Below are 17,773 nucleotides of genomic sequence, written 5' to 3' on the forward strand. Positions count from 1 at the left end.
CTTGTTTGTTCTCTTAAAATAAGCGTAGCATAAAAATGACCTATTTTGTATTAATTTTTTTAACCTCATCAATTTAAATAATTACGGATATCTTCTGCCGTATAACTATATTCCTCACCGCATAAAGAACAAGGAATCGTTAGTGTTTTATTTTGAGAAATAATTGTTTCAAATTCATCCTGTGCTAGTGAGAAAAGGATGCCTAAAAATGCTTCTTTTGAGCAGCCGCATTCATAATCAATCGACACTGTTTCCAAAAAGAGGAGATCCGACCATAACGCAGAAAGCTTTTTTTCAACTGTTGAATACTCTAAATGACGCAACTCTTGTCTGATGTCGTTGATTTGTTTTAAAACCGCTTTGACTTTTTGTTCGTTTACAAATGGCAGCGGCTGAATGAGCAGAACAATATTATCTGAATTTTGCTTGGCTGACAGCGGAACTAAGTACGTAGCAGTTTGCTCACTGTCAAGGTAAAAACGTTCAATAGCTTTATAAAAATCACCGTCTTCAATTGTAGAATACGAAGTATGCGAGCGACTGTATTGACTATCTGCACTTGCTATCACTTGTAAGGTACCGCCTTTAAAGCAAGGGTTGTCCTCTTTGAAAGTCAGTAATCCAGTTATCGTTTGATTAGAAAATGATTCTGTTGTTATTTTGCTGGTTTTATTTTTGGAAATAAAGGAATAGGAAAGTCGTTTTTCAGTATCCAGAGAATTGGCTAAGGCAGCAATATTGAGTGCTTGTATGAACGGTTCCTTTCTATTGATGTCTATGCTCATGTTTGTAACTTTATGATAAATCTGTTTACCGACCAGCAAATACATTCTGATTTCTTTATTTTCTATTAAGTACTTTGTAATTGTATTTTCCATTCGTGTTATCCTCCTATGGGAATTATGCTATAATCAGCTTAATTCATAACGTAACGTGAGGTGCAATAAAAATGTTTAAAATTACTGAGTTTTCAGCTATTACCGGTTTAACCATCAGGACTTTACACTATTACGACGAAATTGGTTTACTGGTTCCTGATCGAAAAGAAAACGGGCACCGCCTTTATTCTTACGCAAACTTAGTGACAGTAAATGAAATTATTTTGCTAAAAAGCCTGGGCATCACATTAGAGGAAATTAGCCAGCATATCCAGTTAGAGCGTCCAAATGATTTAACATCTTCCTTACGTTTACAAAGAAAGCTTCTGATTCGTAAAGCCCAAGAAATCAAGCAACAGCTTGCTAATTTAGAGTGGCTGATTGATATGAGTAAAAATGAACAAACATTAGAAGAAGCAGCCCTAAAAAAAGCCTTTATCGAGAACAATCCATTAAAGAACAAAATTTCAACGATTTGGGATTTAGATTTTACGAATGTTCAAGACCTGCAGCAGCTAAAAAATAACCCAAGAACGATTCCTTTTGACCGTTACTTCAAAAAAATTGCCCAGCATCAAGGACAAAATCCAGCGGACCCATCAATCCAAAATGAAATTTCACTGTTCGTCTCTCATTTGCAAAAAAGCTATGGCGCCTCCTTTCGGTTAGCAAATATTCCGAATTTTGCTAAAATCTATTTAGAAAATTCGGAAGCTAAGGATTACTTATTGCAATATGGTAAGAACTTTAATCAGTTTTTATATCAGGCACTTGTTGTGTATGCAGAGGAAAATGATGTACAAAAGACCAATAACAAGAATTGATAATTCCAAGTCATTGGTCTTTTTTTATTTATATTTGACGTTTGTTGCTACTTACTTTAATTTTTTAATGGTAATCGTACCGATAAACAAAGTTAAAACTAGCATAATTCCAACTGAAAGACTAAATGACTGCCAGTTCACAGAATTATCAGTAATTATATTGCGCAATGAATCAATCACGTAAGTAAACGGGTTAATACACACAATTAATTGAAAAATATGTGGATAATTTCTTTTGATCAGGATGGTCATCATGGAATGCTCTTGATCAAATACTAAGTCCTCAAACATCAAATATACTAGTCCTGCATTTGACGTAGCGATTGTCCATAACAACGATTCTGTTGGGTTCCTAGATGTGGAGGTTCAAAAAATAATTGATAAAAAGAAGTTTGTTTTCCAATTAAAGAAAAAACAGAATAGCTTTACAAAATAACATTCATTGTAAGATCAAGCCAGATCGGCTCTCAAACACTTTCCTGTTAAAGTATCGGCATTGTCAAAAGCTTCTTGTGGGGTTCCTTGAAAAACGAGTTGACCACCATTTTTGCCAGCTTCAGGACCAATATCAATAATCCAATCCGCTTGTTTGATTACATCCAGATTATGTTCTATCACAATGACTGTGTTCCCTTTATCCACTAAAGAGTTGAACAATACCATCTGCTTACTAACATCAGAAGCATGCAGTCCAGTTGTCGGCTCATCCAAGATGTATATCTTCCCTTTTTTATTTAGCGCTTGTGCTAGTTTTATTCGTTGAATCTCGCCGCCAGATAACGTAGATAGTGGCTGTCCTAGGGTAAGATAAGAGAGTCCAACTTTTTTTAAAGACGTTATTTTTTTTGCTATTTTGGCATCTGCAAAGAAGTCCAATGCTTGATCTATGTTCATTGACAACACATCCAAAATATTTTTGCCTTTATAGGTTAAGGAACAAGCATACTCACTATAACGTCCACCATTACACGACTCACAGGTAGAAATCACAGGTGACATATGCACTAATTCGGTCACTACCACTCCTTTTCCCTGACATTCTTTACAGGCACCTTTACTGTTAAAGCTAAAATAGCTCTTTGCCACGTTATTTTCTTTTGAAAAGACATTTCTTATATCATCAAAAATACCTAAAAATGTAACCGGCGTTGAGCGATTTGTCGCAAAAGCAGGTTTTTGGTTCACTATGATAACATCTTCTTTGTAGGTATCGGCAAAAATTTTAGTAATTAATGTACTTTTACCAGAACCAGCAACCCCCGTTATCACAGTCAAAATTTCGGCTGGAATTTTAACTGTAACGTTTTTCAGATTATACATTGTTGCATTGTTAATAGGATAAAAAGTTTTTGGCACTCTTACAGCGCTCTTTATTGGACTATTTTTTTGTATTGATTTAGCCGTTAATGTTTGTGCTTTCAATAATTCTTCATAGCTGCCTTGAAAAACAATGTTGCCTCCCTTTTGGCCTGCGTACATTCCAATATCAATAATTTCATCTGCAATTTTAATGACTTCTTTATCATGCTCCACCACTAAAATTGTATTTCCGCGCGCTTTTAAATTCTTTATAAGCCGATTTACTTTTTTTACATCATGTAAATGCATTCCAGTACTGGGTTCATCAAAAATATATAGCATATCTGATAGGCTGCTTCCCATGTAGCGGACAAGTTTTAACCGTTGGGCTTCACCTCCGGACAAGCTGCTGGTTGCTCTCCCTAGTTGAAGATAAGCTAAGCCAATATCAATCATTCGTGTGAGTCCATTTTTTAAAGAGAGGGTTAAAGAAGCTACCTGCTCACTGCTGACTTCTGTAATTACTTCTCGTAAATCTTTGAGTTCCATCTCACACATATCAGCAATCGAGTAGCCATTAATCTTACAATTCAGAACCGCTGCATTTAAACGTTGACCTCCGCAACAAGTACAAAATTGCTTCGTAGTGAACTTCCTCGCTTTTTCTTTCATCGTTCTGCTCATATCACTTATATCTCGAGTTAAGTAAGTCTGTCGATATTTCTTAGCGATTCCGATTACTTTAGGATGCAGTTGTTCCCCCGCTACTACTGTTGAACCATATAATAATAAATTCAATTCTTCCGTCGAATATTTATTAACGGGTTTATCCAAATCAAACAGACCAGATTCTGCATATTGCCGCCAGTACCAAGTGTGAGGAGCATAAGTAGTATCCGCTATACAGCCCTCATTTAATGATTTAGTAAAATCAATGATTTTATGAATATCTAAATTCAAGATTGTTCCTAGACCTGAACACTCAAGACACATTCCTTTAGGATCATTGAAAGAAAAATAAGAAGCACTGCCCACATATGGCAAACCTATTCTTGAGAATAATACTCTTAAATCTGTATACAGATCGCTCGCTGTACCAACTGTTGAGCGGGCGTTTCCTCCCAAAGGGGACTGATCAATAATAACAGCTGGCGACAAGTTTTCAATACTTTGCAAATTCGGCTTGGAATATTGCGGCAGCTTACTTTTGATAAAGACAGGAAATGTTTCATTCATCTGTCGGCTGGACTCTGTTGCGATGGTATCAAAAACAAGACTGGACTTTCCAGATCCAGAAACACCCGTAAAGACATTGATTTTTTGTTTCGGTATGTCCAAATCCACATTTTTGAGGTTATTTTGCATCAATCCTCTAATTTTAATGTAGTTCATGTTTAACAGCTCCTTTCAAACAAATCATAACAAGAAAAATTTATTAATTCTTGATAATTCTTGCTACAATTCCAAATTAAATCCTGTTAACATAAGGTGTGGAGGTTTTCAAACATGGACTATATACTGGCTATCAAAATGGGGATTCAATTCATTGAAGAGAATATCGATCGGGATATTACCCTTCATGACGTTGCAAAAAATTCGTATTATTCACCTTATCACTATTCGAAAATTTTCTTGAAATATACAGGAATAACCCTAGGTAATTACATAAAAATAAGAAAAATCGATTTTGCTTCGTCTCAGCTACTGTATTCTCGAAAAAGCCTAATCGATATTTCAGCAAGTATAGGTTACCGATCCTATGAAGCATTTAGCCGTGAAATTAAAGAAAGATTCGGTAGATCTCCGTTTTATTTTCGGAAAAGCAACAAGTTCTCTTACTTAATGAACCATTCGTACTTCGACGAGGCGCTATTAAACCATGTAATGAATCATTTGAAGTTCATCCCAGAAGAAACTACTTTATCAAGCTTTGAAGTTATTGGTATGCTCGTAACTACCTCCTTAAAAAATAATCAGCTGGATTTACAATGGGCTAATTTTAATGCTGAAATAGACCCTTTCTTACCGGATACCTATGAATCATTTGCTATTTGCGAAAGTTCTAATGCCCTTCTGGCTGATAATGGTGATAGTATTTTTAATCAATTTTTGTGTTATAAAAAAAAATCCAGTTATAAAGAAATGCCTATGCGCTTTAAAAATAAAATCGTAGAAGGTGGTAATTATGCTATTTTCAAGCACACATCTACTTATCACTCTTTAGATTTAACTTATCGTTACATTTGGAATATCTGGATTCATTCTTATCAGGGGAACTACGATGCTACTCGAAAGAGCTTTGAACACTACATAAAAGATACTTCTTTCATTCACATTTATATTCCAATTAAGTAGTTACTTTTTATTAAGGCTTGAATAAAACTATTCATAAATCCTTTTAGTACTATTACCAAAAAAGCGATCAACTCTTTACAGAGTACGGTCGCTTTTTTAGTTACAAGTAGTTACGTCGATATTTATTTTACTATTTAAATATAGTAGTAATGGCATACTGCTGCTAAAAGAACGAACCAGAATACTTGAATTTCCAATCACACACCTAGACGACGTTTTGAATAAGGAAACTGATGTTAGGGGTGTTGAAGCTATTGAACTTTATCAAGAGTTGGTGGTCTATTATCATTCAGCACTAGATGAAGCGGAAACTAATTTATTAATTATTGATTGAGACTCAGCAGCAATAGTCACAGAGGTAGAAAAATAGTATTCATCAGATCCAAAAACGCATTAAGCGGTTTAAAAGTATTGTTAATAAACTAAATAGAAAGCAGCTAAATTATTCAAAAGAAACCATTATTACCAACAGCCAATATTTCGCCGGCTTAAGAGTTATTTGCTCTTACAGCGATGATATTTACGACGCATTAAAGCGGCATCGGATATTCAAATTTTAAGATTAGAAAACTACTTAGAAAAACCTAAGCCTAGCGGATATCGCAGTGTACATGTGATTATTGAGATACTGGTATAGTTTCTTATCAACACTAAAAGAATCAAGGTTGAGATTCAATTTCGAACGTTTGCCATGGATTTCTAGGCTAGTTTAGAGTATAGCTTACACTATAAAAATAAGCTGGAAAATCCTACTCATTCTGAAAAAAAGAAGCCCTTGAACTATCTTTATACAGCTTACTCCTGTTAGGAATTGACAAAACTTTTCTAACAAACTTTTGCTTTTCCTTTTTTCTCCGGCATTTTCATTAGCTGTATCTGCATAAGCAGACTTAAACGCTATCTTAAAACAAAACTGGCATAAAATAAATGAAAAAAGCCACCCTCTCCTTTCGAGTCCTTTGCTTTTTTTTGTCACTCTAAAACACTTTATAAAATAAACGTCCTAAAACCAAATCATTTTCGCTAAAAAATACTTTTATTGTTATCGTAAGCACGTCAACTTTTTAACAATTCCAATGCTAAAAAATATGGAAATTGTTATTTAAAAGATATAATTTTCTCAAATTAATACCTTTGACATACACTGTAAAACCATGTTAACTTAAATATGCTATGTTATTTTAAGCTTCAAAATAAAGAAAGGAAGAACTCAAGTAATGAAAAATAAAAAGAAAAGAAATACCTTGGTTGTGGTTATGATGTTATGCTTTGGACTAGCTTTAAGTTTAGTCCCTTCTTCTGCTCATGCGGAAAAAATTATCTATCGCGGTCCCAATAATGTGAAGGTTCCTAAAACGACAAAACTAGTCAACAACAATATTTTGAAAAAAGGTGCAGCAGTCTCAGAGACTGCTCAATCGTCACGGACTTTATATAATCGAGATAGTAACGGAAAAGTAGTCTATTTCCTTTATGAGGGTGTGATTCCTCTAATGAATATTGCTGAAGGTCCTTATTCGAAAACGGCAAGTTATAAAGGCGAAGGCCAAGTTACAGCCTTTCGTTATGATACGTCTAAAACTTGGACCCCCATTTCAAAAATGTCTTTAACAATTGATACTGCTAATTAAAAATAACTAATTGACTTATAGAACATAGCATTAACCGCCTGCGTGATAATAATCTTCTGCGCAGACGGTTATTAGATTTTTCATAAATGCTACAGCTCTTTCTACCGGCTCTCTTTATCAGTAGATTTTGATACTGACTTGTCCAGCTTTGCTTTTAACTCGTCAGATAAGTCATGGTAGCCCCACGAGTTCAATAATGTTGTATGCGCTATAAAGCATTCTCTGTCCGCGTCCGTTTGCGTTTCTATTTATAGTGTTGGCTGCAATAACATTGATTGGCAGCTTCTCTATATTCCTTGTGACTCATTGATAGCTCCCGTTAAAAAGAACCCTGTCAAAAATTATTTGACAGAGTTCAAGTTTCCTTACTTTTTTCAATTCTATGCTTATTCCACACCTTTTAGTGCACTAACCATATCTATTTTTTTAATTCTTCTGCCAACGAAAAAGGTGGTTGACAATGAACAGAGCCAAACAACTAGCGAAGCCAAGGTCAGATTCAACAGACCAATATGGGAGGTATACTCTAGATGAATCGTAGAAAAAGTTTTCACGTATTGGTCAAGAAACCAAAAACCCAGTGGCATACCAATCAGCCAGCCAATAAATGTCGTTACTACATTTTCATACATCGTAATCCTACGAAGCTGATTTTTCTTAAAGCCTAACACTCTCAATGTAGCAAAATCTCTCATGCGCTCAACAAAGTTTAAGGACCCTAAATTGTAAAGAATAACTACAACTAGAAGAATGGCAAAACCGATAATCATCATGAAAATACTCATCAAGCTGGCAACAAAATCATAAGCGTTCTTTTTTTGATCTGCAAGTTTTATCACTTCTGTAATCGTATTGAGTCCTGAAATAGAAGAAAGCTTCGTTTCTTTATTTACCAACAGGGTCGTCGGGGCAAAGCTTCCGCCTTTTTGTTCCCATAAGCTTTGTTTAATGTATGCGCCTTGATTAGTTTCACTGGTAATAATTCCAGCAACAATAAATGTATATTTTTTCCGTTCTAAAGAAGGCTGAACAGATAAACGATCGCCCGTTTTAATTTTAGCTCTTTGCGCAAAGCCTTTGGTAATATAGATACCGTCCGCTTTTATTGCTTGATTGTCTTCTGTTTGCATATTTACAAATTCACCATCACTAATTACCATCAACAGACGATTATAGCCATCATCCGGCTGAAAATGCGCGGATGAAAGTTGAACCCACTGGCCGATATCCGCTTGTTCCTTCAATGCTTGATAATCCGGTGTGTAGATCCTGCGATCATATGTAAAATCTTCGGTATAAGCTTTATCAACCAGTGTATTGATAGATTCCGGCATCCCAAAGCCGGCAAGTAACAGCATCATACCTCCTGCCACACCAACAATTCCCATTAAAAAACGCACGCGATTAAGGGTGACATCTCTTAAAGCCCAGCGATTGCCGAAACTGATTTTATTCCAGCCCGGTATTTTTTCCAGCAAAATATGATGCACCTTCTTGGCATTGCCGCCGGATAAAAATTCGGCCGGCAGCGCTGACCGTGCCTGGCGAGAAGCTGAATAGGCTGAAAGAGTACTAATTATTATCACTAAACCAACGAGCAAAAGAGCGCTATAGTTATACGAAACGTACCATTTCGGAATTGAAAACATTTCTTTTTGAGTACTTAAAACAAACCAGGAAATCAATGGTGCAGCCGCTGCTCCTAATAATGCCCCAAAACTGCCGATAATCAAGCCAAAGCTGGCATAATGAAGACCTACCCGCACATTTGAAAAGCCTAAAGCCTTTAGCACAGCAATTTCCTTTGTTTGTGTTTCAATTAATCTTCTGATCGTTGTATACATCGCTAAAATGGCGAGTAGAATAAATAAGAAAGAAAAAAGGTAAGAAAGATTTTTAATTTGACCCACCCGCTCCAACGCATTGGCAACATCATTCAAGGTAGTTTGATTAAAATAGGAAACGTAAGATTCACCCAATATTTCTTCAATGTCTTTACGATAATCTTTAGCCCGTCCTTTAAATTCAACGATGTTTGGTACCCCCAGATAACTTATGCCCTGCTTCATCGTCTCTTCAGCTACAAAGCCATACCCGTACTTTTTATAGTTTGGTGCAATAAACTCTTGCGTTCCTGTATAATAAATTTTCTCAGGAGCTTGTATCAGTCCGCAAATAATCAGCTTTGTCTGTTTGCCCAAATCGTTCTCAACAGTAAGAGTATCGCCAATTTTATACTGATTTGCTTCCGCATACTCTTTATTTAGTAAAACTTGATCCGTCTTTCCTTTTTTTAACCCTTTGCCTGCAGCAATCGAGAATTTAGAAATATTTTTATCTGAATAAGAGTCCAAGGATAAAGAGGAGCCCTTTTGAGCCTGATTTTTAACAGACACTCTGAACTTTGTTGTCACTTCTGTTATGCCGGAGAGATTCTTGATTTCTTCTACACTGTTTTTTGTTAAACCTGTTGTAATAACCCAGCCATCCGCTAAATCATTTTTGCTAATGAACGTGTTCAGACTTTTCTCCAAGCCGCCCCAAGCTCCTTGTAACCCCATAAAAACCAAGACACATAAAAAGGCCATCAAAAAAACAGAAAAAAACTGCGACCAATTATTTTTAATATCTCGGAATAATTTAATCGTAAGAAACCTCATTCCTCTTCCTCCACTCGCGATTTCTCTCTTGCATCATTTTCTGTCATAGCTTGAATTTTTCCATCTGACAAACGAATAACTTTATCAGCATATGGAACAAATTCTTCGTTATGGGTCACCATCACTACAGCTGTCTTTGTTTCAGTGGTCTGACGTAAAATAGCTAAAATTTTGCTGCCCGTTTCTGAATCTAACGCTCCTGTCGGTTCATCACAAAGCAATAGCTTAGGCTTTTTCGCTAAAGCGCGGGCAATAGACACACGCTGCATTTCCCCACCTGATAGCTGAGCAGGAAAGTTATTCCGCCGATGCGTCAAACCAACATTAGCCAGCAATTGCTCCACCGCTGCCTTATTATTATTCAAATCCGCTGCAATAGCGATATTTTCATACGCTGTTAAGCTGGGAATTAAATTATAAAATTGGAAAACAAAGCCAATAACCTCTTTCCTATAATCAGAGAGAGCATTGTCCGTTACATGAGACAGATCTTTTTTATCATAATAAAATTTCCCGTCGGTTAATCGATCCATTCCGCCAAGTATATTTAAAAGTGTACTTTTTCCAGAACCAGAAGGACCTAAAATTAAGGTGAATTTTGCCGGCTCAATATTGAACGACACCTGATTTAAAGCTTTTACCTGATGATCACCCTCACCATATATTTTTGATACATTTTCAAAGTAAATCATTGCTTTCCTCCTAAGTTTTAGTAACAATCATGCGTCTCTTTGCCGTTTATTAATCAAAAAGTAAGCACTCAGCAGCATGACAAATTCATTGCTGATTGCCACATTCCGTTAGTTTCTTACATTTCAGCATAAATTTTCTCTAAATAAAAAGCATCCGTATTTTACGAATGCTTTTTTGCGAGTCACCGCAATTATTGATTTAAATTAAGCCGCATTGCTTCTCTTACAGCACCAATGCGACTGTTTACATTGAGTTTTCTACATATATTCGAGACATGACTTTCCACGGTTCTTTTGCTGATAAATAGTTCTTTTGCAATTTTTTCATTTGTATATTCGTCAACAATCAGCTTTAAGACTTTTAATTCTATTTCCGATAATAATTGATTTGAGGTGGTATCAATTAGAAATTCCGGAATAATATGATTACCTTGATGGACATTCACTATTGCTCCGATCAGCTCTTCATAGGAAGCTTCTTTTCTAAGAAAAGCTTTAACACCAAGATCAAGCGCACGTTTATGTAGCAGCTCATCATAAAAGCCGGAAATGAGGATTATTTTACTGTCTGGTTTTATTTCATTTAGTATCTTCCTGACAAGGTCAAACCCGTAATTACCATGAAGCATCAAATCCATAATCAAGACATCATATTCTTGATAGGTAACGTATAATATGAATTCCTCTACAGAAGTAAACACACCACTGACCTCAATTAAAGCAGATTGCGATAATTTTTCCTGCATTCCTTGTAGGACCAATGCATGATCGTCTATTAATACGAGTTTAATCATTATGTGCTCACCTCATTAGTTTTTTCAAAGCTACTTGGCATTTCAAGCTGAAACTGGGTGCCGTTTATTTCTTTAGTCAACGAAGCCAAACCACCTATCATCTTAACTTTTTCGTTAATTAAATGGATGCCGAAATGATTCTCTTTCGTTTCCAAATGATCGGCAAAATCTCCGTTATCAAAAACCGTTAAAACAAAGTTCTTTTCTGAATGAAGAAAAGTTATTTCGATTTTTGTTGCTTTTCCATGCTTAATACTATTCGTAATAGTTTCACGAATGGTTCTAAGCAGGAAATTCTTGATCCTTAATGAAAGCTGTTCAATTTTTGGATCAAGCGTCAGCTCAATCATGACGGGATACTTTTGTTGAATGGAATTAATGGTGGTTTTGAGGGTATTTTCGACACCCACCTCTTGAATCATTAAGGGGTAAATTTCTGTACATAATTCTCTTAAACCGTAGATCACTTCATCAAAAACGACTTTTACTTCTTGCGGTTCTATCGACTCTTTTTGTTCCAATCGATTCATTTCAAAGATAACTTCTTGAATAATTGTATCGTGAACATAAGTCGAAATATTCTCCCGCTCTTCCTCTGCAGCAATAAATGTCTGAATCCCCTGGGCACCCGCTCTTCTTTTATTGATGACCGATAATGATTCAGATAATAAGGGCTGCAATGCATAAAACAGCGCGGCAGCAAATAAACCTAGATAAATAGTTGAAATATACTTGCCTAATTCAATGAATAAACCAACGATACTTCCAGCTCCGATTGCCATAAAAGCAGTTAAAATTGCTGGATCGGCTTTCGCTTTATGTTTAATTAATCGATTGATAAGAAGCAAATGAATAATCGCTGCTAGCGGTAAGAGAAGAAACAATATCACTAAGTGAAATGGGGCATTACGTTGCGGTGGCAACACATAGAAACAGAAAAACGGCACAAAACTTAAAATGGTAATTACTGGTAAATTGACTTGCGTCATAGCGATCGTTTGAGCTATATCCGTCGTAAAAAAAATATTAGACAAGACAAGAGCGATTAACAGTAGACCGAAGACATAGAATATGCCAATTGCCAAATATTCTGAAAACCAATAATTTCGCAGGCCGCATAGATTTAAAATTAAAATTAAACTATTGATTACACATATGAAAATGATTATAGTCGTCATTCTCTTTGTTCTGTAAAAATAACTTCTTCCAAATTCAGAAAATTTAAAGTAAAACAAAGGTAAAAAGGTGACTACTAAAATTATCATCACTCTAGCTAAATCATTACCAATACTTGAAGGGATCACGGAAATCAACGAAAATGAAAGGGTCGTAACAAAAAGAAAAAATAATCGGTAAGTCGTTGATGAATACAGGAGCGTTGGTAAAATAAAAAGAATACTTAAGCAAATGAGCCCTATAAGTGTAAAGATGAATTGTTCAGCTAAAATGTTATTTCCTCCAGAAAAAGATAGAGTCAGCTGTTCTCCATCCCTAAAAACGTGGATTTCTGAAGCACCTTCTACTATTAACCATTTCGTCAGAACAGCATTCTCATCTGGCTGTTTATCATCAATTTGTGTAATAATATCTCCTTTTTGCAGCTGTGCTTGAGCAGCACCACCAGACTGAATTTTTTTAATCACCCAGACATTCCCCTCTTTTTCCGCTCTAATGCCTAAGTACGTCTGATTTTTGATAGATAAAATGAAAAAAATAGAAACGATCACAAACAATAGTAAAACAATTCTTGTTGTTTTTAACCAAAGGCGCTTCTTCATTCTCATCTCTCATTTCTTTCATTTTTTGCATCTTGAATCATTTAAAAAGTATGTTTTACCAAACATTATACTATATAGGATTCAATCATTAAATAATATATAAAAAAGAACCGGATAAAAAACACCCGATTCTTCCTTAAAACTGTTTATCTCATACTATTAATCTTCTGATCTTTCTAGAATTTCACTTGTTTTAGCATTTACTTTTACTTCAACTTCTTGGCGTCCGTCTACAACCTTGACTTCCCAATACGTAATGCCCATATCTTGTTCAAGCTTCCATTCTTCTGCCGTTCCTTTTCCTGCTTCTTTTTCCGCTAGTCTACCGGCTTCTTCAACAGAAATAATTCCTTTTGTTTCAACCGCATCTTCTTGCTTTTTAACGCCGTTTTGTTCATCCCTATCCAAAGTTTCTTCACGTTCTTTTTTAACTTCACCAGTCACAGCTTGAACACTTAGCTCATACTCTTTCGTGTCATCAACACCATCAATTTTATAATAGTAGGTGCCAAATGAGGTGTCTAATTCAACAGAGGTAACTGTAGTATCAGGATAGGCTTCTTCATATTTTTCCAATGCTTGATCTAAAGTAATTTTTATTGCTTGATTTTGTGCGGAGCTGCTACTTTCTACCAAAGATGTGTTAGTAGCTGTGTTAGTGCTGGAATTAGCATTAGAGCTAGCACTGGATGCATTAGTAGCGGCTGTGTTTTTCTCATTAGTTGAACAGCCCATAAATAATAGTGACAATGATAAAATAGCAGTACTTAAAATAATTTTCTTCATATTTTTCTCTCCATTCATACCTTTTTAAAAATAGTATACTAAAAATATGAAAAATAACTCTGTCTTAAGCCCTATTTTTTCTAAAAATGAGGACTTTTTTACTAATTTTTGCTCATTTCACTAAATTTACCTGAGCCTTTAAGTATAATTACTATTACAATGAAATGTATCCGTCTGATTTTTTTCATAAAACATCTATCAACTTACGGACACCACTCGCTTTGCGATCGGCGACAGTCTTAATGATCTTACCTTATTTGAAATTGCCGAAGAACCTGACTTTCGACCACCATTTATTTGTAAGTAGTGGGCAAGACAAACCTTTTTTTAGTTTTGTCCTGCCCTTTTTAGGCGATTATTCACCCATGACCATTAAATGACAGGTTCTGTTGCGCACACGATTTTGGTCGAAATCAATAAAATAAATGTAGCCTACTGAACCGATTTCCAGTTTTCCTTCGCTTAAAATAAAGCTTTCACTCGCCCCTAAAAAGGTAGAGCGAATATGTGCATCCCCATTTAAAATAGTACCCGGATCGGTAGGATAATTGGGATCGTCCAAGCTCATTAAAAAGTCTAAATGTTTTGGTCCCGGATAGCGGTAATCCGTGTTTTCAGAAAGCTCTCTTGGAATAATCTTATCCAGAATCCGATTCAAATCCACCTGCAAAAATTCGTCTCCATTAAAATCAGTATCATGCATGAATTCTTCAAAGATAACGGAGCAAGTGGTATGTGGTGACTGGACTAAGCAAATGCCGTTTTTTATTTGGCTTTCTGCCACAAAACGTTTCACTTCTTCAGTGATATTATGATACGTAACCCGGCTGCCGTTGGATGTCAAGGTCAGCTGTTCTTTCGCAAATTTCATTTGATTTTCCCTCCCTGTTTCAGTGCGTCAACTCGCTGTAGCATCTCCGTTAAAACCTTTGCCGGCTCTTTAGCACAAACAATCCCGCTGGTTCCTCCGGTGCCGTCAGCGCCGGAAAGCAGCGCTTTTTCTACATCATCTGCTGTAGAAATACCGGCAGCTTGTAAAATTTTGATCTTTGGATTAATCGCACGAATCGCTGCATTGGTTGCTTCCATATAGGCTAAGTCACTCGTTTGACCTGTACCGATTAATTCCGTGGGCTCACAAACCATAATATCTGGGTTTAAAGCGGCACAGGCTTTGGCTTCTGTTAGAGAATCGGCACAAACAATTGTTAAAATCCCCAACTCATCCGCCCTTTTAACCGCTTTAACCAAATCGGATACGGCCATTGGATGCTCCGCATGATTTAGAAACGTAGCCGATACTCCAGCCGCAGCGACTGCTTCCGGTAAAATGTAGCCCATACCGCGACCGACAGTAAGGCCGTCTAGATGCTGAACAGTGATAAACAGATGCTTTGTTTCTGCTTTAATTTTAGCCGCATCCACCTGCTGAACCGTAAACAAAATGTCGATATCCAGCTTGTCGGCCAGCTGATCTGCGACTTTCGCCAGCTTTAGTGACTCTTCTCCATACAAATAGGCTTTGGGATTCACGACAAAAAATGGACGTCTCAAGGTTCTCTTCGTTTTCATTTGGCTGCTCCTTTCTCCTGATTAGCGGTATGAAAAACAGTAAAATAATGCGTTAAGGTTTCTGCAATGGCCTGATTTGCGAGTTTTTTTAGCTCAAAATAATCAGCTGGTTTGTTTGCTGTGATTGCTTGCATAGCTGCGGTAATAAAATCAGTAAAAATATTGATTTTGCGAATACCACCCAGCGCACATTTTTCCAAATTATCATCTCCGGAAGAAGAACCGCCGTGTAAAACCAATGGAATCGCCAAAGCCTCGTGCAGCTGCGCCAATACCTCAAAATTAATTTTCGGCATGCCATGATAATGTCCATGAGCAGTACCAATGGAAACCGCTAATGAATCAACGCCCGTTTGCTCCGCAAAGTTGACTGCTTCATGAAAATCGGTGTAAATGGAATCACTGTTGCTAGCCTCCAAGCTGTCACCGGAGCCTACATGACCGATTTCAGCTTCCACTACCACCTGACGTTCATGGGCATAGTCGGCAATCGCTTTGGAGCGGCGAACATTTTCGGCAAATGAGTCTTCAGAAGCATCAATCATGACCGAGGTAAAACCTAGCTCGATGGCTTGTTTAATCACTGCTTCATCCTGTCCATGATCTAAATGCAAAGCGACTGGACTACTGCTTTTTTCGGCTAAATACTTGCCGATTAGGGCAGCTTCCTCCAAGCTCATCATTTCCATATGCGCTTGGGCGAAAGCTAAAATTAATGGTTTTTTCAGACGATCCGCGGTTTCCACAAAGGTGCGGGCACTATCCAGATCGAAAAAGTTCGCTGCGGGAATCGCATAGTTATTTTTTTCAGCTGCTGCAAACATTTCTTTCGTTGTTACAAGCATGAGTTTAACTCTCCTTTACGCCTTGATTTTTTGCTCAATTTCATCGTACATTTCAGTCGTGCCGATTCCTGTCAACAGCGGCAAGCCCATGATGACCTTGTCTTTAATAGAATCGGGCACAACCGTTGTACTAACGACAATGTCATAATCATCAATCCTGTTGACCTCATCAGCAACCTTGGACTGATACAATTTCACTTGATCGGATAAACCTTTTTCCTTTAACCATTCTTTGACCTTATTGGTGACAACGGTTGATGTAGCAACGCCTGTTCCGCACATAATTAATAATTTTTTCATAAGTCTTTCCTCCTATTTTGCTGCTTGTCTTTTTGGTAATACTTTATTCACGTAAATTAACCCAATGACAACGATAGCTCCGATGATGGCTAAACCGCCCCAGCTCAACAGCTTGGTTAAGCCAACATAAGCCCAAGTAGTCCACAAACCACCTTCTGCCAATGCAGTAATCGTAGAATTCCCCTGCAAATCAAAGTTCGCAGATTTCGCTGCGGCAGTAACCAAGGGTGCGACCCAAGAAGTAATATACAATATGCTGGTCATATAAAGGGTGCCGGCAATGACTGTTCGGATAATATTGCCTCCGAATACCGCAGCCATCAGACAGACAAGAAACGGAATCGTTGCTAAATCGCCAAACGGCAAAGTGGTATTTCCCGGTAAAATAACGGCTAGTAAGATTGTAATCGGCACTAGTAATAATGAAGATGATAAGACCGCCGGATGTCCGACAGACAATGCCGCATCCATTCCGATGTATAATTCGCGTCCCGGAAAACGTTTCTTGACAAATTCATTGGCAGATTCTGAAATAGGGGTTAAGCCTTCCATTAACAAAGCAACCATTTTCGGCATAATAACCATAACTGCTCCGGTTTTCACAGCTAATTGACCGATTCCAGCCACATCATATCCTGCCAGAACACCGATTACTAAACCAATCAAAAAGCCCATAACGGTTGAATCACCAAAGACACCGAATTTCTTTTGAATCGTTTCAGGATCCGCCTTCCAATCCTTTAAGCCAGGAATGCGGTCAAACAGCCAATTCATCGGCAATGCAAAGACAAAACCAGGTGCAGCCGTTCCATGAGGGAAGGTAATATTCGGAAAGCCGTAGAACTTATTGATTACCGGTCCTAAGATATCCCCCATCAACAGAATCATCATCAAGTAAATCACTGTCGCTGCAATCCCCAGCGCAAAGTTGCCGGTTAAAGCATAAACTAATGAAGAAATAAACGCCGCGTGCCAAATATTCCAAATGTCCACATTCAAAGTTTTAGTTAACCCTAGAATAATCAACACAATATTTAAAACAACGCCAATCGGAATTGCCAAACTGCCTAAAATCGTACCATAGGAAATCGCCGCAGCAGCCGGCCAGCCAACATCAATCGTCGTTAAATTCAAGCCAAAGCGTTCAACCATCTTTTGGGCAGCCGGTCCTAGACTGTTGCTTAATAAATCAATAACCAGATTCAAGCCGACAAAGCCAACGCCGACGGTTAAAGCAGAGGTAAAAGCTTTGCCCGGTTTTGTACCTAAAATCATGCCGAAGATAAAAATCAAAATCGGTAGTACTACGATAGAACCTAAATCAACAAACCACTGTAACGCATTTAACATGGTGCTTCC

17 protein-coding genes are annotated in these 17,773 nt (G+C 37.2%); 4 read left to right on the forward strand and 13 right to left on the reverse strand.

Features of this window, described 5'->3' with window-relative positions:
- Positions 1–68: 68 nt before the first annotated feature.
- The gene (locus ABH902_RS04310; protein WP_404589319.1) at positions 69–878 is read right to left on the reverse strand and encodes an Hsp33 family molecular chaperone HslO; all 810 of its coding nucleotides are present in this window, start codon (positions 876–878) and stop codon (positions 69–71) included.
- Between the two features lie 71 nt (positions 879–949).
- On the opposite strand from ABH902_RS04310, the gene ABH902_RS04315 reads away from it, so the two are divergent.
- Positions 950–1,702: a MerR family transcriptional regulator gene (locus ABH902_RS04315; protein ID WP_404589320.1), complete on the forward strand. Its 753-nt coding sequence runs from the start codon at positions 950–952 to the stop codon at positions 1,700–1,702.
- A 51-nt stretch (positions 1,703–1,753) separates the two neighbouring features.
- On the opposite strand, the gene ABH902_RS04320 is transcribed toward ABH902_RS04315, so the two are convergent.
- Entirely contained in the window at positions 1,754–1,993 is a 240-nt protein-coding gene (locus tag ABH902_RS04320; RefSeq protein WP_404589321.1) for a hypothetical protein, read from the reverse strand.
- Positions 1,994–2,152: 159 nt separating this feature from the next.
- Positions 2,153–4,393: an ATP-binding cassette domain-containing protein gene (locus ABH902_RS04325; protein WP_404589322.1), complete on the reverse strand. Its 2,241-nt coding sequence runs from the start codon at positions 4,391–4,393 to the stop codon at positions 2,153–2,155.
- A gap of 114 nt (positions 4,394–4,507) precedes the next feature.
- On the opposite strand from ABH902_RS04325, the gene ABH902_RS04330 reads away from it, so the two are divergent.
- From ABH902_RS04330 to ABH902_RS04340, 3 genes are all read left to right on the forward strand, one after another.
- A complete protein-coding gene (locus tag ABH902_RS04330) occupies positions 4,508–5,356 on the forward strand; it encodes a helix-turn-helix domain-containing protein (protein WP_404589323.1) in 849 nt (282 codons plus the stop codon).
- Between the two features lie 410 nt (positions 5,357–5,766).
- Positions 5,767–5,916, forward strand: coding sequence for a hypothetical protein (locus ABH902_RS04335; protein ID WP_404589429.1), 150 nt, complete (start codon positions 5,767–5,769; stop codon positions 5,914–5,916).
- A 657-nt stretch (positions 5,917–6,573) separates the two neighbouring features.
- The gene (locus tag ABH902_RS04340; RefSeq protein ID WP_404589324.1) at positions 6,574–6,987 is read left to right on the forward strand and encodes a hypothetical protein; all 414 of its coding nucleotides are present in this window, start codon (positions 6,574–6,576) and stop codon (positions 6,985–6,987) included.
- Between the two features lie 386 nt (positions 6,988–7,373).
- Here the strand turns inward: ABH902_RS04340 and ABH902_RS04345 are convergent, their stop codons facing one another.
- The 10 genes from ABH902_RS04345 to ABH902_RS04390 form a co-directional block, all read right to left on the reverse strand.
- Positions 7,374–9,647: an ABC transporter permease gene (locus ABH902_RS04345; RefSeq protein WP_404589325.1), complete on the reverse strand. Its 2,274-nt coding sequence runs from the start codon at positions 9,645–9,647 to the stop codon at positions 7,374–7,376.
- Positions 9,644–10,339: an ABC transporter ATP-binding protein gene (locus ABH902_RS04350; protein ID WP_404589326.1), complete on the reverse strand. Its 696-nt coding sequence runs from the start codon at positions 10,337–10,339 to the stop codon at positions 9,644–9,646. The genes ABH902_RS04345 and ABH902_RS04350 overlap by 4 nt, the downstream gene beginning before the upstream one ends.
- Positions 10,340–10,530: 191 nt before the next feature.
- Complete coding sequence (locus ABH902_RS04355) at positions 10,531–11,133, reverse strand: LuxR C-terminal-related transcriptional regulator (RefSeq protein WP_404589327.1); 603 nt, start codon at positions 11,131–11,133, stop codon at positions 10,531–10,533.
- Positions 11,133–12,911: a PDZ domain-containing protein gene (locus tag ABH902_RS04360; RefSeq protein ID WP_404589328.1), complete on the reverse strand. Its 1,779-nt coding sequence runs from the start codon at positions 12,909–12,911 to the stop codon at positions 11,133–11,135. The genes ABH902_RS04355 and ABH902_RS04360 overlap by 1 nt, the downstream gene beginning before the upstream one ends.
- 159 nt (positions 12,912–13,070) lie before the next feature.
- Entirely contained in the window at positions 13,071–13,697 is a 627-nt protein-coding gene (locus tag ABH902_RS04365) for a PepSY domain-containing protein (protein ID WP_404589329.1), read from the reverse strand.
- A 355-nt stretch (positions 13,698–14,052) separates the two neighbouring features.
- The gene (locus tag ABH902_RS04370) at positions 14,053–14,568 is read right to left on the reverse strand and encodes a YjbQ family protein (RefSeq protein WP_404589330.1); all 516 of its coding nucleotides are present in this window, start codon (positions 14,566–14,568) and stop codon (positions 14,053–14,055) included.
- The gene (locus ABH902_RS04375) at positions 14,565–15,269 is read right to left on the reverse strand and encodes a triose-phosphate isomerase (protein ID WP_404589331.1); all 705 of its coding nucleotides are present in this window, start codon (positions 15,267–15,269) and stop codon (positions 14,565–14,567) included. The genes ABH902_RS04370 and ABH902_RS04375 overlap by 4 nt, the downstream gene beginning before the upstream one ends.
- Complete coding sequence (locus ABH902_RS04380) at positions 15,266–16,114, reverse strand: ketose-bisphosphate aldolase (RefSeq protein ID WP_404589332.1); 849 nt, start codon at positions 16,112–16,114, stop codon at positions 15,266–15,268. Before ABH902_RS04380 ends, ABH902_RS04375 begins: the two co-directional genes overlap by 4 nt.
- 15 nt (positions 16,115–16,129) lie before the next feature.
- The gene (locus tag ABH902_RS04385; RefSeq protein WP_404589333.1) at positions 16,130–16,414 is read right to left on the reverse strand and encodes a PTS sugar transporter subunit IIB; all 285 of its coding nucleotides are present in this window, start codon (positions 16,412–16,414) and stop codon (positions 16,130–16,132) included.
- A 12-nt stretch (positions 16,415–16,426) separates the two neighbouring features.
- Positions 16,427–17,764 carry a PTS galactitol transporter subunit IIC gene (locus ABH902_RS04390; RefSeq protein ID WP_404589334.1) on the reverse strand — a complete coding sequence of 446 codons (1,338 nt, stop codon included), beginning with the start codon at positions 17,762–17,764 and terminating at the stop codon, positions 16,427–16,429.
- Positions 17,765–17,773: the final 9 nt, after the last annotated feature.

It is taken from the genome of Enterococcus sp. UD-01 (genome assembly GCF_044909655.1).
Lineage (GTDB): Bacteria > Bacillota > Bacilli > Lactobacillales > Enterococcaceae > Enterococcus_L.